General features: G+C 59.4%; 20 protein-coding genes and 1 pseudogene. 11 read left to right on the forward strand and 10 right to left on the reverse strand.

Translation table 11 applies throughout. The features are described from left to right. Positions 1–60: 60 nt before the first annotated feature. Entirely contained in the window at positions 61–852 is a 792-nt protein-coding gene (dapB, locus tag ACYVI2_RS13900; RefSeq protein WP_415822486.1) for a 4-hydroxy-tetrahydrodipicolinate reductase, read from the reverse strand. A gap of 359 nt (positions 853–1,211) precedes the next feature. After that, positions 1,212–1,643 (reverse strand): annotated as a pseudogene (locus tag ACYVI2_RS13905) (outer membrane protein assembly factor BamE); the annotation flags it as partial. A gap of 164 nt (positions 1,644–1,807) precedes the next feature. On the opposite strand from ACYVI2_RS13905, the gene fur reads away from it, so the two are divergent. Further along, entirely contained in the window at positions 1,808–2,227 is a 420-nt protein-coding gene (gene fur, locus ACYVI2_RS13910) for a ferric iron uptake transcriptional regulator (protein WP_415805789.1), read from the forward strand. Positions 2,228–2,398: 171 nt separating this feature from the next. Here the strand turns inward: fur and recN are convergent, their stop codons facing one another. Together recN and ACYVI2_RS13920 are read right to left on the reverse strand one after the other, a co-directional pair. Further along, complete coding sequence (gene recN / locus ACYVI2_RS13915; protein WP_415822487.1) at positions 2,399–4,063, reverse strand: DNA repair protein RecN; 1,665 nt, start codon at positions 4,061–4,063, stop codon at positions 2,399–2,401. A gap of 18 nt (positions 4,064–4,081) precedes the next feature. After that, positions 4,082–4,981, reverse strand: coding sequence for an NAD kinase (locus ACYVI2_RS13920; RefSeq protein WP_415805791.1), 900 nt, complete (start codon positions 4,979–4,981; stop codon positions 4,082–4,084). Between the two features lie 128 nt (positions 4,982–5,109). Between ACYVI2_RS13920 and hrcA the strand changes: the two genes are divergently transcribed. From hrcA to dnaJ, 7 genes are all read left to right on the forward strand, one after another. After that, a complete protein-coding gene (gene hrcA, locus ACYVI2_RS13925; RefSeq protein ID WP_415822488.1) occupies positions 5,110–6,117 on the forward strand; it encodes a heat-inducible transcriptional repressor HrcA in 1,008 nt (335 codons plus the stop codon). A gap of 57 nt (positions 6,118–6,174) precedes the next feature. Next, positions 6,175–7,281, forward strand: a complete 1,107-nt coding sequence (gene hemH, locus ACYVI2_RS13930; protein ID WP_415822489.1) for a ferrochelatase — start codon at positions 6,175–6,177, stop codon at positions 7,279–7,281. A 68-nt stretch (positions 7,282–7,349) separates the two neighbouring features. After that, positions 7,350–7,598 (forward strand): hypothetical protein, encoded by a 249-nt coding sequence (locus ACYVI2_RS13935; RefSeq protein ID WP_415822491.1) that lies wholly within the window; start codon positions 7,350–7,352, stop codon positions 7,596–7,598. Positions 7,599–7,683: 85 nt separating this feature from the next. Next, positions 7,684–8,235, forward strand: coding sequence for a nucleotide exchange factor GrpE (gene grpE / locus ACYVI2_RS13940; protein ID WP_415822492.1), 552 nt, complete (start codon positions 7,684–7,686; stop codon positions 8,233–8,235). Between the two features lie 13 nt (positions 8,236–8,248). Continuing rightward, on the forward strand, positions 8,249–8,665 hold the full coding sequence (locus ACYVI2_RS13945; protein ID WP_415822494.1) for a thioredoxin domain-containing protein: 417 nt from the start codon (positions 8,249–8,251) through the stop codon (positions 8,663–8,665). Between the two features lie 91 nt (positions 8,666–8,756). Then, complete coding sequence (dnaK, locus tag ACYVI2_RS13950; protein WP_415822495.1) at positions 8,757–10,679, forward strand: molecular chaperone DnaK; 1,923 nt, start codon at positions 8,757–8,759, stop codon at positions 10,677–10,679. 118 nt (positions 10,680–10,797) lie between these two features. Next, positions 10,798–11,928 carry a molecular chaperone DnaJ gene (gene dnaJ, locus ACYVI2_RS13955; protein WP_415822496.1) on the forward strand — a complete coding sequence of 377 codons (1,131 nt, stop codon included), beginning with the start codon at positions 10,798–10,800 and terminating at the stop codon, positions 11,926–11,928. Positions 11,929–12,048: 120 nt separating this feature from the next. Here the strand turns inward: dnaJ and ACYVI2_RS13960 are convergent, their stop codons facing one another. From ACYVI2_RS13960 to ACYVI2_RS13975, 4 genes are all read right to left on the reverse strand, one after another. Beyond that, entirely contained in the window at positions 12,049–12,387 is a 339-nt protein-coding gene (locus ACYVI2_RS13960) for a DUF4148 domain-containing protein (protein ID WP_415822497.1), read from the reverse strand. Between the two features lie 398 nt (positions 12,388–12,785). Beyond that, the gene (locus ACYVI2_RS13965) at positions 12,786–13,115 is read right to left on the reverse strand and encodes a DUF4148 domain-containing protein (RefSeq protein ID WP_415822498.1); all 330 of its coding nucleotides are present in this window, start codon (positions 13,113–13,115) and stop codon (positions 12,786–12,788) included. 307 nt (positions 13,116–13,422) lie between these two features. Continuing rightward, a complete protein-coding gene (locus ACYVI2_RS13970) occupies positions 13,423–14,004 on the reverse strand; it encodes a DUF4148 domain-containing protein (RefSeq protein WP_415822499.1) in 582 nt (193 codons plus the stop codon). A 639-nt stretch (positions 14,005–14,643) separates the two neighbouring features. Then, positions 14,644–17,409, reverse strand: coding sequence for a M16 family metallopeptidase (locus tag ACYVI2_RS13975; protein WP_415821941.1), 2,766 nt, complete (start codon positions 17,407–17,409; stop codon positions 14,644–14,646). Positions 17,410–17,679: 270 nt separating this feature from the next. Here ACYVI2_RS13975 and ACYVI2_RS13980 point away from each other — a divergent pair, with 270 nt between their 5' ends. After that, positions 17,680–18,237, forward strand: a complete 558-nt coding sequence (locus ACYVI2_RS13980) for a GNAT family N-acetyltransferase (RefSeq protein WP_415821940.1) — start codon at positions 17,680–17,682, stop codon at positions 18,235–18,237. 6 nt (positions 18,238–18,243) lie between these two features. Here ACYVI2_RS13980 and ACYVI2_RS13985 read toward each other — a convergent pair whose 3' ends face one another. Continuing rightward, the gene (locus ACYVI2_RS13985; protein ID WP_415821939.1) at positions 18,244–19,416 is read right to left on the reverse strand and encodes a vWA domain-containing protein; all 1,173 of its coding nucleotides are present in this window, start codon (positions 19,414–19,416) and stop codon (positions 18,244–18,246) included. A gap of 1 nt (position 19,417) precedes the next feature. Beyond that, a complete protein-coding gene (locus ACYVI2_RS13990; protein ID WP_415821938.1) occupies positions 19,418–20,290 on the reverse strand; it encodes an AAA family ATPase in 873 nt (290 codons plus the stop codon). Positions 20,291–20,443: 153 nt separating this feature from the next. Between ACYVI2_RS13990 and ACYVI2_RS13995 the strand changes: the two genes are divergently transcribed. Together ACYVI2_RS13995 and ACYVI2_RS14000 are read left to right on the forward strand one after the other, a co-directional pair. Then, complete coding sequence (locus ACYVI2_RS13995) at positions 20,444–20,785, forward strand: c-type cytochrome (RefSeq protein WP_415821937.1); 342 nt, start codon at positions 20,444–20,446, stop codon at positions 20,783–20,785. Between the two features lie 14 nt (positions 20,786–20,799). After that, positions 20,800–21,162: a c-type cytochrome gene (locus tag ACYVI2_RS14000; protein WP_415821944.1), complete on the forward strand. Its 363-nt coding sequence runs from the start codon at positions 20,800–20,802 to the stop codon at positions 21,160–21,162. Positions 21,163–21,205 lie beyond the last annotated feature (43 nt).

Consider the following 21,205-nt stretch of genomic DNA (forward strand, 5'->3'; position numbering starts at 1 on the left):
CGGCCACTGCCCCGCATCAACGTCAAAAGAACCCAACCGCTCCCGCAGATCACAGGCAGCCTACAACCCCAACACCGCCTGCATATCAAACACCCCGTGCCCCTTATCGCCCAGAAACCGCGCCGCCCGCAGCGCCCCCTGAGCATAAGTCGCCCGGCTGCCGGACCGATGCGTGATCTCGATACGCTCACCGTCCCCGCAGAAATACACCGTATGGTCGCCAACAATATCCCCCCCTCGCACTACCGAAAACCCGATAGTGCCAGGCTGGCGCACACCCGTATCACCATGTCGCGTCCAGGTCGCGACATCAGGCAGCGCGACATCCCAGGCCGAGGCAACCGTCTCGCCCATCTTCAGCGCAGTGCCTGACGGAGCATCGACCTTGTTGCGATGGTGTGCTTCGAACACCTCCACGTCATACCCGGAATTCAGGATACGCGCAGCGACATCCAGCAGCTTGAGCGTGGCATTCACTCCCACGCTCATATTCGGCGCGAAAACGATGCCGATCTTTTGGGCGGCCACGTCAATGGCGGCGCGCCCGGCATCGTCAAACCCCGTCGTGCCGATCACGATCCGGGTGCCGTGTTGCACGCAGGCCTTCAGATGCGCCAACGTAGCCTCAGGGCGAGTGAAATCGATCAGGCAGTCAGCATTGGCCAACGCGTCGAGTTGATCCGTAATCGTGACACCCGTCTCGCGGCCCAGAAACGCGCCGGCATCCTGTCCCAGGTCCGGAGAGCCTGCACGATCCAGGGCGACTGCGAGTGTGACGTCCGAAGCATTCAGGACGGCTTCGATGAGCATGCGGCCCATACGGCCGCCTGCGCCTGCAATAGCGATACGCATGTTTTTTCCTCTGGCTACAGCGATCAACGCAGCGGCTCGGCGCCACCGGTAGCGGGGTTGGACGAGCCCGTGCTGGGCGCATTCAATCGCAATTCTCGCTGGCGAGCCGTATTGCCGGACGTATCCTCTGGGGGTAATGTGTCTGATTCGGACATGCTCGGCGCACGAATGCCGCTGCCTGAATCAGAGGCCGGTTGAGGCGCCGTGTCCGGCTGCGAGACCGCCGTATCTGCACCGCTGGCAGGCACTGCCGTGCCGTTGGCGCCATCTGCAGGCAGAGCGCCGCCCGGCGGCGTCCCCAGCGCGGGCAACTGTGCCGCATCGGCCGGGACAGCCGACTGAATCGCCCCCTCGGCATTCTGGCGAGCGGTTTCAGCGTCGATCTGCTCGTCAGTTTTTCCCTGGGGTTTGCCTTCTGCGTTCAGTTGGAACGGTTGCAGTTCGGGCTGCTTGTCGCCTTCCCAGCGCACCAGGCGGTCATTGTCGAACCACACCGTGAATTTGCGCTCTTGAGGGTCACCGTAGCCGGGCTTGAAATAATACGGATAGTCCCAGCGATCCGCGTGCAGGACGCTGGTCAACGTGGGGCTGCCCAACGCAAAGCGGACTTGCTCGCGCGTCATGCCGGGCTGCAGCAGGGCGACTTGCTCTTGCGTGATCCAATTGCCCTGCTGGACAGGGGCCTTGTAGGGAAAGCCCCATTTGTCGGATGAGCAGCCCGCCACAACGGCTGCGATGGCGGTGGCTGCCAGTGCGGTTTTCAGGAACCGGGTCGGAATACGTGCAATGATGGACACCAAGCGCCCCTATCTGTGATTTAAAGCGGGTAAAACCGTTATCATAAAGGTTTCACAATGCGGTAGCTCCGTGGGCAGCGGAAAAAGGGCGGCGCGCTGCTGCAGTTTGTGCGCCGCAATTTCTGCCCTTGCCACCGCGGACAGAGAGCGATTACACCATGACAGACCAAAGCGAACTGAAAAACATGGGTTTGAAGGCGACTTTCCCTCGTCTGAAAATCCTGGATATCTTCCGCAAAGCAGACCAACGGCACCTGAGCGCCGAGGATGTTTATCGCGCGCTGATTGGCGAAAACGTCGAAATCGGCCTGGCGACGGTTTATCGCGTGCTGACACAGTTCGAGCAGGCCGGCATCCTGAGCCGTAGCCAATTCGACAGCGGCAAGGCGGTTTTCGAGCTGAATGACGGCGATCACCACGACCACCTGATCTGCACCAATTGTGGCAAGGTAGTCGAGTTTTCCGATCCCGACATTGAGAAACGTCAACACAAAGTGGCAAAAGACAACAATTTTGCCTTGGAAAGTCACGCCATGGTGCTGTACGGCATCTGCGGCGACTGCCAAAAAACCCGCTAAGTCCGGTCGGCTTGTGGCGGCACGTCAGAGGCTCGTCAGACCTCGTGTCCCGCCATTGCATGCGAGTTCGGTCAGCAATCGTTACGTATTGCTCTGACTGTAGCGAGTGCGCCTGGCCGCTCCAAAAACAAAAACGCCCCCTATGCAAGGGGGCGTTGTCCGTCGAGCGGCTTAGCGCGCGGCCTGTTCGGCCAAGCCCCCCAGCATTTCGCGCGCATGATCGCGCGTCGTGGCAGTGATTTTGATGCCGCCCAGCATGCGGGCAATTTCCTCGACGCGTTGATCGGCGTCCAATTCGGCAATCTGGGATCGCGTCGTGCCTGCCGTTTCTTTTTTGCTGACCCGATATTGCGCATTACCGCAGGCGGCAACCTGTGGCAGGTGGGTGACGCACAAGACTTGATGGCGTTCGCCGAGTTCCTTGAGCAGTTGCCCGACGACCTCAGCAACGGCGCCGCCTACACCACTGTCGACTTCGTCAAAAATCAAGGTTGGCACGCGTGCCGCCCGGCTGGCAATGACGGATAGCGCCAGAGATATCCGCGAGAGTTCGCCACCCGATGCGACTTTGCCCAACGGACGCGGTGTGGTGCCGGCATGGCCGGCCACCAGAAACTCGACTTGATCGCTGCCCTGTGCCGAGGGCGCCCCCGTGGAGACGATCGGCTCGAATCGGCCGCCTTGCATGGCGAGCGTCTGCATGGCCTGTGTGACTTGTTTGCCCAGGCTTTTGGCGACTTTGGCGCGCGCCGTAGACAGTTGTTTGGCTGCGGCGAGATATTGCGTTTCGGCTGTTTCGGCGCGTGCGCGCAAGGCGTCTATATCGCCTGCGGCTTGCAGGTCGGCCAACTGGGCATGCACATTGTCACGTAGCGCCGGCAAAGTCTCTGGATCGGTTTTGAATTTGCGCGCCATTTCAAACACGGCGCTCATTCGGGTGTCGACCTGGGCCAGGCGCTGCGGATCGAGTTCGACGCGGCTGACGTAGTTGTTGAGATCAGAGACGGCTTCCGACATGGCAATGCGCGCGGATTCGATTTCCTCAGCGACGCCTTGCAACCCAGCGTCGTGACGCAGCATGCTTTGCAGGCGATGTTGAGCCGTATTCAGCCGATGCAGGGCGGAGTCGTCTTCGCCATCGAGGGCCTCCAGGATCTGTCCGGCGCCGTCCAGCAAGGCCTGGGCATGAGCCAGGCGCGACTGTTCGGACTGCAGGGTATCCCATTCGTCAGCTTGCAGCGCCAGTTGATCAAGCTCGTCGGCTTGCCATTGCAGCCGCTCTCGTTCGGCGGCAAGCCCCGCGGCGTCTTTTTCGGCCAGCTCCAGTTGGCGAGCGACTGCCCGCCATGCTTTCCATGCCTGTGCGACGGTTTGGCGCAGCTCGGCATGGCCGCCATGGGCATCCAGCAGGTCTCGCTGCGCGTCGGGGCGCATCAGGCTTTGATGCGCATGTTGCCCATGGATATCCACCAGGCTGTCGCCAAGCTCACGTAATTGCGTCAATGTGGCCGGCATGCCGTTGATATAGCCGCGGCTGCGGCCTTGTGCATCGACGACGCGGCGCAACGCGAGTTCGTCTCCGTTATCCAGGTCGCGCTCTGTCAGCCAACTGCGCAGTGCCGCTGACGTATCGAACATGGCCGTGATATCTGCGCGAGCGGCTCCCTCGCGCAGGACGCTCGCGTCGGCACGCCCGCCCAGCGCCAGTGCCAGAGCATCGATCAAAATGGATTTTCCGGCGCCTGTTTCGCCCGAAAAAACGGTAAAACCCGAGCCGAAATGAATCTCGGCCTGTTCGACGATGACAAAATCGCGAATATGCAGGGTGCGCAACATAAGTGATAGTCGGTACGGTTATTCCACGCTGTCAGATGCCTGAGGCATCAAATTCCAATGCAGCTTGCGACGCAGGGTCGAAAAGAAGCTGTAGCCCTCGGGGTGCACAAAACGGATCGTATGCGGCGCACGTTGCACGGAAATGCGATCGCCCGGCTGCAGATCAGACCATGTCTGCATGTCGAAATGCACGCTCGCGCCGGTTTCGACGCGGCCAATGGCTGTCAACGTCATGCTGAGTACCCCGGTGCCCGGGATGACGATCGGACGGTTGGACAGGGTCTGCGGCGCCACAGGGACCAGCACCATGGCATCGAGGCCCGGATGCAAAATCGGACCGTTGGCAGACAACGCATAGGCCGTGGATCCCGTTGGCGTGGCGATGATGAGGCCGTCGGCCCGCTGCGCATACATGAAGGCCCCGTCCACTTCGACGCGGACTTCGATCATGCCGCCGCGTCCGGCGCGGTTGAGCACCACATCGTTCAGGGCAGGCGCGGTGTACATCAATTGATCACCGCGCCAGACACAGCCCTCCAGGAGCATGCGGTCTTCGGCGCGATAATTGCCCTCGATGATGCGGGCCAGGGCGTTTTGCGATTCCTGTACGGGGATGTCGGTGATGAAACCGAGCCGGCCATGGTTGATGCCCACGATCGACAAGCCAAACGGGGCGAGCGTACGCGCGGCGCCCAGCACGGTGCCGTCGCCGCCCATGACGACGGCCAAGGACGCGGTTTCGCCGATTTCTTTCAGGGTGGCCACGGGATAATCGCGCAGGCCTGTGTTCTGCGCAGTGTCGGCGTCGATCAATACTTGCCGGCCGGCTTTGATCAGCATTTCTGCCAGGGTGCGCAGCGGCGCGTCCAGACCCGTATCCTGGTGTCTGCCAATCAGGGCAACAATGGGAAAATGCATGGCGAAAAGGACCGATAATCAATAGGAACGGCACATTGGCCGGGTCGATTCGCCGATTATATGGGGCGGCTTATCCGGCTGCAGGACAAAAATCGCCCATTTCTGAAAGTTTCCCTACAATAGCCCTCATGGATGATCGCGCCCGCGCATTACTTAAAGCCCTGATAGAACGTCACATTGCCGATGGACAACCGGTAGGGTCGCGCACGCTATCCAAGGTCTTTGATCTGTCTCCTGCCACGATACGCAATGTCATGGCGGATCTCGAGGACCTGGGGCTCATACACAGCCCGCATACGTCCGCAGGCCGCGTGCCTACGCCGCGGGGCTATCGCATGTTCGTCGACTCGTTGCTGGCCGTGCAGCCGTACGAGTTCCAACCACAGCAATTCGGCGAGGCTGCCTTGACGGCCACAGAGCCTTCGCGGGCGGTCAACGCAGCGGCGGCGCTGTTGTCCAATCTGACGCAGTTCGCGGGTGTGGTGTTGACGCCCAAGCGCGCACAGGTATTTCGTCAAATTGAATTCATTCGCTTGTCGGGTAAACGGGTGTTGCTCATCATCGTCACGCCCGACGGCGATGTCCAGAACCGGATCTTGACCGTTCAACGCGACTATTCCGAGGCCGAGCTCCTCGAGGCCGGGAATTTCTTCAACGTGCATTTCGCAGGCAAATCCTTCGATGCGGTGCGTCGTACGTTGACGACCGAGTTGGCGCAATTGCGTGATGACATTTCGCGCCTGATGCAGGCCGCGGTCGAGGCCGGGGCCGAGGCGGCCGAGGATGGTGATGATGTAATCATCTCGGGCGAGCGCAAGCTGCTCGACGTGACCGACATCGCGTCCGATATGGATCGCCTGCGCAAAATGTTCTCCTTGTTCGAGAAGAAAACCGATTTGCTGCAATTGCTGGATACTTCCAGCCGCGCCCAAGGGGTGCAGATCTATATCGGCGGCGAGTCGCAGTTGCTGCCCATGGAAGAATTATCCGTGATCACGGCTCCCTATGGCGTCGACGGCAGGGTGATCGGTACCTTGGGTGTCATCGGGCCCACTCGCATGGCCTACGAGCGCGTCATTCCGATTGTCGACATCACGGCGCGCCTGCTGTCCAACGCATTCAGCCATAATCATTAAGATTCAGCCGGATCATTGAGCCGGCTCTCCGGCAGCTTGGTTCTTGAGAGGTATTTCGTGTTTCTGCGCTTGTTCAAGTATTTATGGCCTGAGCGTTACCTGCCCGAACCCCCACAGACGGATCCTTTCGATGACAATCCCGCCCCGCGAGAGGCGGGGCCTGTCGGCGTCCTGCTGGTCAATCTTGGAACCCCGGCCAGTCCGACGCCGCGCGATATACGCCGTTATCTGGCGGAGTTTTTGTCCGATCCCCGGGTGATCGAGATTCCGCGTTATTTGTGGCTGCCGATCTTGCATTGCCTGGTGCTGGCCCGGCGCCCGAGCCGTTTGCAACCGCGTTATGCGGGAATCTGGATGGAGGAGGGCTCGCCCTTGATGGTGTACAGCCGCCGTCAGGCCGAGGGTGTGCAGCGTGCGCTGCAGGCACGTGGCAGGCAGGCGCGGGTCGAGCTCGCGATGCGCTATGGCGAACCGTCTATCGAGCAGGCCATCACGCGATTGCGGCAACAGGGTTGCCAGCGTATCTTGACCGTCCCGTTGTACCCGCAGTATGCCGCGAGCACGACGGCGACCGTGGTCGATGCCGTCACGGGGCATGTTGCCAAATTACGGGATCAGCCCGAGCTGCGATTTATCAAGCGTTTCCATCAGGACCCAGGGTACCTGGATGCGTTGGCGCGTCAGATATCGGACTATTGGCAGACAAACGGCCGTCCGCAAAAACTGGTCATGAGCTTTCACGGCTTGCCTCGTTATTCGATCGAATTGGGTGACCCGTATTACCGGGATTGTCTGGAAACGGCGCGTTTGCTGCGCGAACGTCTGTCGTTGACGCCCGATCAGGTCGAGGTGACGTTCCAGAGCCGTTTTGGCGCCGCCCGATGGCTGGAGCCCTATACGGAACCCACACTGAAAGCCCTGGCAGGTCAAGGCGTTACCGAAGTTGACGTGGTGTGCCCGGGTTTCGTCGCCGATTGCCTGGAGACGCTGGAAGAGATCAGCCAGGAATGCCGCGACGCTTTCTTAGAAGCGGGAGGGCGTCAGTTCAGATATATCCCGGCACTGAACGATCATCCCGATTGGATCGAGGGATTGGCCGCCTTGGCCGACAATCACTTACAAGGTTGGGCCCCTCGAACGACCGCAGGTCGTACACTAGAATAGAACTTGAGGGCTCCGCCGGCGCTGCGCCAGCGGGGTATGAGTGAACGGCAGCTTTCAGGGGATCGCGAATGAGCACATCCAATAAACCTGGGACGCAGGCGCCACCCCGGCCCGAATCTCCCGCCAAACAGGACGAGCGCGTCGAAGGCGAACTCGACAAGGCGCTCGATGAGTCTTTTCCCGCGAGTGACCCTGCGGCCACCGTCGCGCCGAGCGCGGATGCTCAGGACGGCGAGGAAGCCGCGCTGGACGAGGCGCTGGAAGAAAGCTTTCCTGCCAGTGATCCGCCCGCACCCGCCCAGCCACGGGAAAAGTAGCCCTATCTGTCGCATGGCCTCTTGAAATAGCCTGTAAGGCCCCCATTATTGGGGCCTACGCTATTGTTTTTTTGGAGGATCCCCCATGACGGCATCTCAAGAGCCTGTCGATCAAGCCCCCGAGTCCGAAGACCAAGGCGCTGCCGCGCCCGTCACTATCGAATCGCTGCAGGCCGAAATTGCCGCGTTGCGTGCCGAGCTCGAGGCCGCCCAGGCCACCGTCACTGGACAGCAAGACCAATTGCTGCGTACCCACGCCGAGGCCGAAAACGTCCGACGTCGTGCCCAAGAAGACGTGTCCAAGGCACGCAAGTTCGGTATTGAGTCCTTTGCCGAAAGCCTGGTTCCCGTCAAAGACAGCCTCGAAGCTGCGCTTGCCCAGGCAGATCAGACTCTGGAAGCCCTGCGCGAGGGTGTCGAAGTGACGCTCAAGCAGCTGAGCGGCGCATTCGAGCGCAATCTGCTCAAAGAAATCGCCCCAGTGCAGGGTGACAAGTTCGACCCGCACCTGCATCAGGCTATTTCCTCTGTGCCGGCCCAGCAGCCCGCCAATACGATCGTGCAGACGCTGCAAAAGGGCTACGTGATTGCTGACCGTACCCTGCGCCCGGCCTTGGTGATCGTTTCTGCAGGCTGATCGGCTCGCGACCATGTCTGGCTCCACTTCGTTCGATCCGTCTCAGGTTTTTCAGGTGTTCGCCATGCGTGCCGTCGGCACCGCCGATATTGATCAGGCGGTGATCGAGGCGCCGGGCGATGACTTGCGATGCGTATTCTTGTGGGGCCAGGATTGTTACAACTGCAATTTGTTCAAGCAGGCCGCGTTATTGCATCAACGAGCCTTGCTGGATCTGGGATTGAGCTGGTTTCAGGCTGACGTCTACGCCGACGAGGCATTAGGGCGGCGATTTGCGTTGCACGGTGTGCCGACTTTTGTGTTTTATCGCGGCGGCAAGCGCCTGGGGCGTATTACCAGTTGGCCCGGGCTGCCGCAGTTTGTGGCCGCCGTCAGCCGCCTGCAGGACGCAGTGTCCACCGGCGAGCAGAAAAGCACGCCAGGGTCTTGAAAAACCCCATTGGCAGCCCCAGTTAGGTTGAGACTGAGTTTTTTTCCCAATTTTCTGTATTTACGAAATCAATATTCAAGGTATTCCCACCATGAGCAAAATCATCGGCATCGACTTGGGCACGACCAACAGCTGCGTGGCTGTCATGGACGGTAACCAGGTCAAAATCATCGAAAACGCCGAAGGTGCCCGCACGACTCCTTCCATCATCGCCTACATGGACGATGGTGAAACCCTGGTCGGCGCGCCCGCCAAGCGTCAAGCGGTGACCAACCCCACCAACACGCTGTACGCCGTCAAGCGCCTGATCGGCCGCAAGTTCGACGAAAAAGCTGTCCAGAAAGACATCGACCTGATGCCCTACAGCATCGTCAAGGCCGACAACGGCGACGCCTGGGTCGAAGTGCGCGGCAAGAAAATCGCGCCTCCCCAAGTCTCCGCCGACGTGCTGCGCAAAATGAAGAAAACCGCCGAGGACTATCTGGGCGAAGAAGTCACCGAAGCCGTGATCACGGTGCCGGCCTACTTCAATGACAGCCAACGTCAGGCGACCAAGGACGCCGGCCGTATCGCGGGCCTGGAAGTCAAGCGCATCATCAACGAGCCCACCGCTGCCGCGTTGGCGTTCGGCCTGGACAAGTCCGAAAAGGGCGATCGCAAGATCGCGGTGTATGACTTGGGCGGTGGTACGTTCGACGTGTCCATCATCGAAATCGCGGACGTGGACGGTGAAAAGCAGTTCGAGGTTCTGTCGACCAACGGCGACACCTTCCTGGGTGGCGAGGACTTCGATCAGCGCATCATCGACTACATCATCGGCGAATTCAAGAAAGAGCAAGGCGTGGACCTGTCCAAGGACGTCCTGGCCCTGCAACGCCTGAAAGAAGCCGCTGAAAAAGCCAAAATCGAGCTGTCGTCCAGCCAACAGACCGAAATCAACCTGCCGTACATCACGGCCGATGCTTCCGGTCCCAAGCACTTGAACCTGAAGATCACGCGCGCCAAGCTGGAAGCCCTGGTCGAGGAACTGATCGATCGCACGATCGAGCCCTGCCGTGTGGCCATCAAGGACGCTGGCGTCAAGGTTTCCGAAATCGACGACGTGATCCTGGTCGGCGGTATGACCCGTATGCCCAAGGTGCAGGAAAAGGTCAAAGAGTTCTTTGGCAAGGACCCGCGCAAGGACATCAACCCCGACGAAGCCGTGGCTGCTGGTGCCGCGATTCAGGGTTCGGTGTTGTCGGGCGACCGCAAGGACGTGCTGCTCCTGGACGTGACGCCTCTGTCGCTGGGTATCGAAACCCTGGGCGGCGTGATGACCAAGATGATCCAGAAGAACACCACGATCCCGACACGTTTCTCGCAAACGTTCTCGACCGCTGACGACAATCAGCCGGCCGTGACGATCAAGGTGTTCCAAGGCGAGCGCGAAATCGCTGCGGGCAACAAGAGCCTGGGTGAGTTCAACCTCGAGGGTATTCCGCCCGCGCCGCGCGGTCTGCCGCAAATCGAAGTCACGTTCGACATCGACGCCAACGGCATTCTGCACGTGTCTGCAAAGGACAAAGGCACCGGCAAGGAAAACAAGATCACCATCAAGGCCAACTCTGGTTTGTCCGAGGACGAAATCCAGCGCATGGTCAAGGATGCCGAGGCGAATGCCGAGGAAGATCACCGCATTGCCGAGCTGGCTCAGACTCGCAACCAAGCCGATGCGTTGGTGCACGCCACCCGCAAATCGCTGACCGAGTATGGCGACAAGCTCGAGGCCTCTGAAAAAGAGTCCATCGAAGCCGCCATCAAGGAAGTCGAGGATGTGCTCAAGGACGGCGACAAGGCTGCGATCGACGCCAAGGTTGAGGCGCTGTCGACGGCTTCGCAGAAACTCGGCGAAAAGATGTACGCCGATATGCAAGCTGCTCAGGCCGCCCAGCAGGCTGACGGCGCAGAAGCCAAGCCGGCTGACGACAACGTGGTCGACGCTGACTTCAAAGAAGTCAAGCGCGATCAATAAGTCGGGCAATAACGGCCGTCTATGACGCCTGATCTCGCCCGGTACCCGGATTTTCCGGTTACCGGGCGGATTCGTTCTGTATCACCGAGGTTATAGCTCGTTTTTGAGCTTATTCAATATGGCAAAACGCGATTACTACGAAGCTTTAGGCGTGGCAAAAAACGCCACGGACGACGAGCTGAAAAAGGCCTACCGCAAGCTGGCCATGAAATACCATCCGGACCGTAATCCGGACAGCAAAGACGCCGAAGAAAAGTTCAAGGAAATCAAGGAAGCCTACGAAGTCCTGGGCGACGAACAAAAGCGTGCGGCTTACGACCGTTATGGGCATGCGGGCGTTGACCCCAATGCCGCGGGCATGGGCGGCGCAGGCATGGGCGGTGGTTTCGCCGATGCCTTTGGCGACATCTTTGGCGAGATTTTTGGTGGAGCCGGCGGCCGTCGCGGCGGCGGTGGCCCGCAGGTCTATCGGGGCGCCGACCTCAAGTACGGTTTGGAAATCACGCTCGAGCAAGCCGCCCAAGGCTTTGATACCGAAATCCGTGTGCCGAGCTGGGAAAATTGCGATACCTGCCATGGCAGCGGCGCGAAGCCCGGTACCTCGCCCAAGACCTGCCATACTTGCGGCGGCTCAGGGGCCGTGCGGATGCAGCAAGGCTTTTTCAGCGTGCAACAGACTTGCCCGACCTGCCACGGCAGCGGCAAAGAAGTCACCGATCCATGCGCTGCATGCGATGGTGTCGGCCGCATTCGCCGGAACAAGACCCTGCAGGTCAAGATCCCGGCCGGTATCGACGATGGCATGCGCATTCGATCGAGCGGCAATGGCGAGCCCGGCATCAACGGCGGACCGTCGGGGGATCTCTACGTCGAGATCCACATCAAGCAGCACAAGATCTTCCAGCGCGACGATGATGATCTGCATTGCGAATTGACCATTCCGTTCACCACGGCGGCATTGGGTGGCGAGCTGCAGGTGCCGACGCTCGGCGGCAAGGCCGAAATCTCGATCCCCGAGGGGACGCAATCGGGCAAGACCTTCCGGCTGCGTGGCAAGGGTATTCGTGGCGTGCGCGCCAGCTATCCGGGTGATCTGTATTGCCACGTGGTTGTTGAAACGCCGGTGCGGCTGAGCGACGAGCAGAAAGCGATTCTGCGCCAGTTCGAGGCCTCGCTTAGCGATGGTGGCGAGCGGCATTCGCCGCAAAGCAAATCCTGGACGGATCGGGTCAAGGAGTTTTTTAGCTGATCCCTGACTGATCCTGGTTCTGTATGAAGAAAGCCCCCTGTCACATCACGTGACAGGGGGCTTTTGCCTTTGCACTGCGCTCCGTACTACTTGCTTCACATCGCTCGGAACGCTTTGCAATTAGCGGGCAACGGGCGGGTAGTCCAGTTCACCGAACGTGTATTGGCCCGTGGCTTTGGCTTCGGCCAGCTCGGCACGTACTTGTTCGCGGGTCTTGCCGGACGTGGCGGAGACTTGAGGGGTAGGCGGGTAGTCTTCTTCGCCAAAACTCACCAGGCCAGCAGCCTTGGCTTGGGCCAGATCGGCTACGACTTGGGCGCGGGTCGGGGCGTTGGGATCGACGCGACCATAAACGCCTTGGAAAGGCACGTTGTTAGGTTCGATATTGGGCGAGGCGGCGTAGGCGCCGGCGCTCAACAGGCTCATCGAAACTAGCAGGGCAGAAGTTAGGGTTTTCATGATAAGACCTCCATTTGTCTGAATTTGGGATGGAATCCGGCGGTCTTCCGTCGTGGTTCGTGTTTGTTTCCCGATGACTTCATTGTCCTCTTGCCAGAACCTGGGATAAACCCGGGTTTGTTGGAAATATTTTTCCATTTTTGTCGGAAATCCAATTGGTTTTAATGATTATCGGTAAAAATGGAATTGATACGTTGGCGTGATGAACAAATAAAAGCCCCGCCACACGGGTGTGACGGGGCTCGGCTTGCTACTACAACCATCAGGACTGCAACTTCAACTACCTACTTCAACTGCGTACAGCACTTTCACTACTTGGTACTGCTACTGCTCGGTACTGCTACATCAACTGCAGGCACTGCTACCGCCACGCCTTGTGAGCGGGCGACGCTTACTGCTTAGCGAACAATGGGATAGTCCAGTTCGCCGAAGGAGTATTGGCCATTGGCCTTGGCTTGAGCCAGCTCGGCAACGACTTGGTCGTGGCTCTTGTTCGAGTGGCTGGCGATTTCTACGGGGTACTCTTCTTCGCCGTAGGTCACCAGGCCAGCGGCCTTGGCTTGGGCCAGATCGGCCACAACTTGGGCGCGGGTCGGAGCGTTGGTATCGACTTGGCCATAAACGCCTTGGAAAGGCACATTGTTAGGTTCGATATTGGGGGAGGCGGCGTAGGCGCCAGCGCTCAACAAGCTCATCGAAACTAGCAGGGCAGAAGTTAGGGTTTTCATGATAAGACCTCCATTTGTCTGTGAATGTGGGATGGAGTCCGGCGGCTTTCCGTCGTGGTCCGTGTTTGTTTCCCGATGACTGAATTGTGCGCTTGTCAGTACCTGGGATAAACCCGGATTTAATGAAAATATTTTTCCATTTTTACGAGTAATCAAATAAATAACGTGGATTTTTGGTGAAAATGGAATTGATATGTTGGCGTGACCAACAAATAAAAGCCCCGTCACGTGCACGTGAGGGGGCTGGGGCGCTGCGCGAAGCTATCGATATGGCGCGTCTGCTAATAAGAAAATGCCGGAATATCAGCTATTTACCGTATCCCCACAGCGTTTTGAGCGTGTCTCGGAGTTTATCGATTAGTGACGACCCAGGAGCAGGCTCGCCGATCTTGGCCTGAGCAGGCCGGGCCGGTGTCGCCGGGTATTCTTGTTCGCCATAGGTCACCAGGCCGGCGGCCTTTGCCTCGGCCAACTCCGCGCGTACTTGTTCACGGGTCTTGCCGGGCGCCGATGAGGTTGCCGGCACGGGATATTCTTGTTCACCGTAAGTCACTTGGCCGGCGGCTTTGGCATCGGCCAGCTCAGCGATGACTTGTTCCCGGCTTTTGCCGGGAACGGATGATGCCTTGGGCATGGGGTAAGGCTGCTCGCCGCGGGGTATCTCGCCTGCCTTGTTCGCTCGGACTGCCTCAGCGTGAACCTCTGCGCGGGTCGGGGCATGGGGGTCGACCCGGCCGTAAACCCCTTGGAAAGGAATATTGTTCGGTTCGATATTGGGCGAGGGCGTTTTGATTTGATTAGGTGAGGGCGTCTCACGGTCGAGGGGCGCCTCGATGTCGGCATCTGCTACGTTGGTTGGGAGTGGCTGGCCTGAGGTTACGGGTCTCATGGGGGATCTCCATTTGTCTTGGACCTTAAAACAATTCAGCGGCTTTTCCATGTCTCGTGCCTCGTGATAACAAGGGCCTCGCCGCTTATCCGAACCTGGAGACGATCAGGCTGGCTGGAAAATATATTCCCATCGCCCATGGTAAGGGATTTCATCGCGCACCTTTGGCTCCGAAATCGGACGCTTGTAGTGCGGAGTTCTTTTGGCGCAGGAGGTCGGTGTGTAAGAGCCCCACCGGGCCTATCGCATTAGCAAAGACAGCTTTAAAAAAATGCTGATGGCCATCTGCCCTCGTTGCATTCCCTCATCATGAGTCCCTGTCGCGTGCCTGGGCGTGGTGCCGGGCCGTTGAGCACGGATTTAGTCCGCGCAGCGGACCGAGGCCCCTGGTCATGGGCCGAGTCCGTGCGATAGGCCCGGCGCCACGCCCAGGCACGCGGCAGGGACGCCTTCAGAGAGACAATCAAGAGCAGCAAACGCCCCACAACACCAACAGCGATAAAAAATGCCCCCACGCTGCGCCTTCGGCTTGCTGCCCCAAGGGGGGGCGGCCCCGGCAACAAAAAACGCCGGCATCAAGCCGGCGTTCCGAGGGAATTACACCCATCGATTTAGACGGGTGTTTGATGCAGCAAGCGGCTAGGGCGCCTTCTTTTTCTGTTGAGCGGCAAAATCCCCCGCCACAGCCGTGCTGAAGGCTGAAGGCTGCAGATACTTGCGCAAAGCGGCATTGACCGAATCGGGGGTGAGTGCCTCGATTTTCTGGTCGAACTGCGCAGACCATTCGAACGTCCGGCCACGGCTCAGGTAGTCGACCCAGGCAGAGGCCAGCACGCTGTCTTGGGCGCGGGACAGCTTGCGATAGTTCAGCAGGGCGGTGATGCCGTCTTCGATTTCTTTGGCCGTGAAGCCGTCTTTCACCGCGCGGGCGAGTTCCTCTTTGATGGCGGTTTCCAGGCGCTCACGGTTTTGCGGCGCGTAGATTGCATAGACCGTCCAACTGCCCGAAGGCTCGTACGAGGACACCGACAGATTGCTGCGTACGTTGTACGAGAGGCCTTCTTTTTCGCGGACGCGTTCCCACAGGCGTGAGGTTTCCGAGGTGCCCAGCAGGAAATTCGCCAAATAAAGCGCCGGGAAATCCGGATCGGTATCCTGCAGCTTGAGAGGCAACCGCGAAATGTAGAAGGCATTGGCCTTGTCGGGCGTCTCGATATCGAAGTTCTGCGCTTTGATGTCGTGGTAAGGATCATCCAGGCGGGTGTACGCTGGTGCCTTTTGCCAGCCTTTCAGCCCCTCGGTCAGGGATTGCTTGACCGCATTGGCGTCAAATTCACCCACCGCGGAGAACTTCACCGTGCCTGCGCCGTAGAACCGCTTGTGAAACGCCGCCAGTGCATCGCGTTTGATGGCTTCGGTCTGCGCCAGCGCCTCGTCAAAGGTAGGTACATAGCGCACGTCGTCGGCAGGCCACGGGTTGTCCTGGCGCGCCAGCGCACGCGAGGCCAGAGCCGTAGGCTCGGTCATGGCGCTGCGTATCGAGGTCAGTGCTTGACGTTGATACTCCTCGATTTCGGCTTCCGGGAAATTGGCATTGCGCACGATATCCAGCACCAGGCTGACCAGCGCGGGCAAATGTTCGCCAGCGGCTGACATCGAGACGGTCAGGTCGGTGCCGGAGCCGCTGAACGAGACCTGCGCTTGCAGCGCGTCGAAACGATCCTGAATTACCTGGCGCGACAAGGCAGGCGTGCCGCGTTCGAGCAGATCGGCGACCGCCGCGGCATTGATACGCTGGCCGCGCAGGCTCGCCGCATCGCCAAATTGGACAAGCAATTCGGCCTGCACGCGCCCACCGCGCGTGGTTTTGGGCAGCAAGGCCAGTTGGACCGCGCCATTGGGCAGATCCAGGCTGTCGCGTTGCGTCAGTTTGTCGATGTTGGCCGGTGAGGGGTCAAAGGCATCGGCTTGTTTGAAGTCGGTATCGCCTTTGTAGTCTTTCAGTGCCGCACTCAAATCGGCGCGCAGCAGTTGCGGCGAGCGTTTGGGTTTTTCCGTGGGGATGTAGCGGCCTTCGGTGCGATTGCTGGCGGTCAAATACTCGGTCGCAACGCGTTGTACGTCTTCGAGCTTGGCTTGGCGCACGCGGTCACGGTGCAAAAAGAGCAGGCGCCAGTCACCGCCCGCAATGGCCTCTGACAGCGCGACGCCGATTTGCTCGGGGTCTGCGTAGAGCTGTTGCCATGCGGTCAGCCACTTGCTGCGGGCGCGATCCAGTTCCTCTTTGGTAAAAGGCTTTTTATCCAGCGATTCCAGGGTGGCGGTGAGGGTTTGCAGCGCTTTGTCCTGATCCATGCCTGGCTGCAACTGAGCGCCGAACATGGCGACACCGGGATCGTGTTGATCCATGGTGAAACCGAAGACTTCCGCGGCCAACTTGGTCGGCACCAGGGCCTGGTACAGACGGCCCGATGGCGTATCGGCCAGGATGGTCGCGGCCAGGTCAAACGGGATGTAGTCGGGACTGCCGGCCGAGGGAATGTGGTACATCGCGGCCACCAGCGGCGTGCCGCCCGCGCGTCGCAGGGTCACGGCACGCTCGCCGTCCTGCACCGGCTCGACCGTGTATTCCGGCGGAAGCTTGCGTTCCGGTTTGGGCAATTTGCCCAGCGTTTCGCTGATGGCTTCGAGCGTCGTTTGCGGATCGAAGCTGCCGGCCACGATCAGGACGGCGTTATCGGGTTGGTAATACTCATGATAAAAGGCGCGCAATTGCCCGACATCGACGTTTTCTACATCGGTGCGCGCGCCGATGGTGCTCTTGCCATAGCTGTGCCACTGATAGGCGGCGGCTTGCATTTTCTGCATCAGCACGCGAAAGGGGTTGTTTTCACCGCTTTCCATTTCGTTGCGCACCACGGTCATCTCGGAGTCGAGATCCTCTTTGGCAATCAAGGAGTTGACCATGGCGTCGGCCTGCCAGCCCAGATACCATTTCAGCGTCTCGGGGTTGGCCGCGAAGCTGGCAAAGTAATTGGTGCGATCGCTGGAGGTCGAGCCGTTGGCCTGCAGGCCGCGGCGGGAAAACTCACCCAGCGCATTACGCGTGGTGGGCGTGCCCTTGAACAACATGTGTTCCAGCAAATGCGCCATTCCGGTCTGGCCGTAGTTTTCCTGGCGTGACCCGACCAGATAGGTCATGTTGACCGTGGTGGTGGGCTTGGAGGCATCCGGCGCCAGCAGCACGCGCAGTCCATTGGATAGCCGGTATTCCGTGATGCCCTCAACAGAGGTGACCTCTGTGATCCCAGTGGGTGTGGGCGCGGCACCTGCCTGAAAGGCGAGAAATGACGTGACCAGCAGGGCGTTCAAGCGGGCGAATAGCCCCGAAAGCGAAAAACGCATAGCAAGCATCCATAACGGGCGAAAGTCGTTGGAGTGTATACGCAACGGATGGTTCCTATCGCCACGCCGTGATCAAACGGTTCAGTTCCATACAAGACTGAGCGAAGGCGCAGGCTGTCTCGCGGTATAAGTTGCGTCGCTTTACAGTCAGAGAAACCCTGCAAACCTCGCCGTTATAATTCGTTCGAATCAGCATGGCGCCTGGCTTGGCTAAAGGCCGATATGTATGTCGTCGTCTCACCCAGAGAGGTGGGCCTCACGGACTTTCAGATGAATTCTTTCCTATCTCATGCATTGCCTGCCGGGGCCGTGTTGGTCGAGTGCACTTGCGAACGCCATGGTCCGGCGATTCTGGAAATTTTCAACGACGCTATCCTGACCTCGACGGCCCTGTACGACTACAAACCGCGCACGTTGGCCTCGATGCAAGCCTGGTTTCAGGCGAAAGCGGCGGGCGGCTTCCCGGTTGTTGGCTTTGAAAACGAAGCAGGCGAGTTGATGGGCTTTGCCAGTTACGGCTCATTTCGCGCCTATCCTGCCAACAAATATACAGTCGAGCATTCGGTGTATGTCCAGAGCCGTTTTCGTGGCAAAGGACTGGCCGAGGCGCTGATGCGTATCGTGATTGATCGCGCCCGGCAAGCGCAATTGCATGTGTTGGTCGGCGGAATTGACGCCACGAATGCAGGCAGCATCAGGCTGCATGAAAAACTCGGCTTCGTGCATGCCGGGACGATCCGGCACGCAGGGTTCAAATTCGGACGCTGGCTGGATCTGGCGTTTTACCAGTTGATCCTGGATACGCCCGTCGAGCCAGTCGACGGTTGAGCGGGATCATTTCGATAACTGCCGCATCGCCTGTTCCAGGCCTGCTACCGTCACCGGGTACATGCGCTGTTGCATGATGTCGCGCAGCAGTGCGATGGACTGGCGATACTGCCACGATGCCGTGGGCTCGGGGTTGAGCCAGGCGGCCTTGGGCCAGGTATCGAGCAATCGGCGCAGCCAGACTGCGCCAGGTTCTTTGTTGTAATGCTCCACCGAGCCGCCGGGTTGCAGAATCTCGTACGGGCTCATGGTCGCGTCGCCCACGATGATCAGCCGCCAATCGGGGTTGTATTTGCGCAGCACGTCCCAGGTGTCAAAGCGTTCGCTGTTGCGCCGGCGGTTGTTTTGCCACAGCGTCTCGTAAGGGCAGTTATGGAAGTAATAGACGTCCAGATTGCGAAACTCGCTGCGTGCAGCGGAAAACAGCTCTTCGACACGCGCGATATGGTCGTCCATGCTGCCGCCGACATCCAGCAGCATGAGGACTTTGACCGTGTTGTGGCGTTCGGGCACGAGCCGCAAATCGAGGTGACCCGCATTGCGTGCGGTGCTGGTGATGGTGTCGTCCAGATCCAGTTCGAGCTCAGCGCCTTCGCGTGCAAAACGGCGCAGGCGTCGTAATGCGACTTTGAAATTGCGCGTCCCCAGTTCGATTTGATTGTCGTAGTCGCGGAACTGCCGCATGTCCCAGACTTTCACGCCGGTGCGGTTGCCGGCGGAGTCGCCGCCTACGCGGATGCCTTCGGGGTGATAGCCGCCATTGCCAAAGGGGGATGTACCGCCTGTGCCGATCCATTTGCTGCCACCGGCATGGCGTTCTTTTTGTTCTTCGAGGCGCTCTTTGAAGAGCTCCATCAGTTTGTCCCAGCCGTGCTTTTCGATCGCGGCTTTCTCTTCGGGTGTCAGGCTTTTTTCGAATTGCTTGATCAACCAGTCGAGCGGAATGTCCTTGTCGGCGGGCAACGCCGCCTCGATGCCGCGATAGTATGCGCCAAAGGCGGCATCGTAGCGGTCGTAGAGCGACTCGTCTTTTACCAGTGCAGTGCGCGCCAGGAAATAAAAGTCATCGAGCGTGGGCGACATGACCTGGTGTTGCAGGGCTTCCAGCAGGGTCAGGTATTCCTTGACCGAGACCGGCAGCTTGTGTGCGCGCAGATGGTAGAAGAAGTCGATCAGCATATCAGCGCCGGGCGTTGCCGCGGGTCATGGCCGCCAGGCGTTCCAGCAGTTGCACGTCCTGTTCGTTCTTGAGCAGCGCGCCTGCCATCATCGGGACGGAGGCTGCGGCGTGCGCATCGATTTGCGACGCCGTCGCGCCCTCGGCCAACAGCAGGCGCAGCCAGTCCAACAGCTCGGACGTGGAGGGCTTCTTTTTCAGCCCGGGGGCTTCACGCAAGGCAAAGAAGGTGTCCATCGCCGCACGCAAGACGTCTTGCTTCAGATCAGGAAAATGCACCCCGACAATGTCGCGCATCGTTTCGCGATCCGGGAACCGGATGTAGTGGAAAAAGCAGCGGCGCAGAAACGCGTCAGGCAGGTCTTTTTCGTTGTTCGAGGTGATGATCACCAACGGGCGGTGCCGTGCGGCAATGGTTTGACGCGTTTCGTAGACATGGAATTCCATGCGATCGAGTTCGCGCAGTAAATCATTGGGGAATTCGATATCGGCTTTGTCGATCTCGTCGATCAACAGCACCACGGGCTCGGGGGCGTCAAAGGCCTGCCATAGCGTGCCTTGCACAATGTAGTTGCGGATGTCGCGCACCTTTTCGTCACCGAGTTGCGAGTCGCGCAGGCGCGATACGGCGTCGTATTCATACAGGCCCTGATGCGCCTTGGTGGTGGACTTGATATGCCATTGCAGCAGGGGGCGCCCCAGCGCGAGCGCGACTTCTTCGGCGAGCATGGTCTTGCCGGTGCCGGGTTCGCCCTTGATCAGCAAGGGGCGTTGCAGCGTCAGCGCAGCGTTGACGGCTAGTTTGAGATCGTCGGTCGCGACGTAGCGGTCGGTTCCTTCGAAGCGGGATGCAGCAGGGCTCTGGGCAGCGGACATAGGCGATGGCAGCGAAAGAAGGGCGGAGGAAGTCCCCGCGTGGGTTAGTATGGCTCAGCAACAATTATCGTACAATCGACCGGGTTTGTAGCTGGGTTCAGGCCCGGCCGCTCATCCCGAGCACAGTTTTCAGCCTTACAAAGAGCCATTCCAATGAAGTTGAAAACCTTTCTGTCCTCGCTGGTTGTAGTGGTGTCCTGTGCTATCGCTGGTCAGGTGGCTGCTGCTGAGGCAGCACCGACCGGCAATATCCAGAACGCCAAAAGCAAAGTGTCCATGTGCATTGGATGCCATGGCATTCCTGGCTACAAAGCCAGTTTTCCCGAGCTCTATCATGTGCCGATGATTGCTGGCCAAAACGCCAAATACATCGAAGCCGCCCTCAATGAGTACAAAAAAGGCGCGCGCAGCCATCCGACCATGGATGCCATCGCGGGCAGCCTGAGCGACCAGGACATTGCTGATCTGGCCGCTTATTACTCTAATCTCAAGTGATGCGAGGGCACATGATGAAACGCTATACGTTGATCCTGGCAGGGGCCATGCTGGCCGCCGCCAGTGGTGGTGTGCAAGCCGGGGATCTGGCTGCCGGTAAAGCGGTATTTGATAAATTCAACTGCGCCTCGTGTCATGGCGCTGATGCCAAGACATCTGTTGACCCGGCTTACCCTGTACTGGCCGGGCAGCACGAAGACTATCTTATCCAGGCACTGAAGGCTTACAGGCGGGGTGCTGCCGGCACGCCGGCCACGGCCAACGTGCGCAAAAATCCCATCATGGGAGCTTTTGCGGCGCAGCTGTCGGATCAGGATATCGAACACGTGGCGCAGTGGCTGTCCGCGCAGCCGAGCGATCTCGGTGTGCGCAAATAACGCACGCCAAGTATCGCCGCGCCAGACTGGCTGATTTCTGTTC

This window comes from Bordetella tumbae (assembly GCF_054780995.1).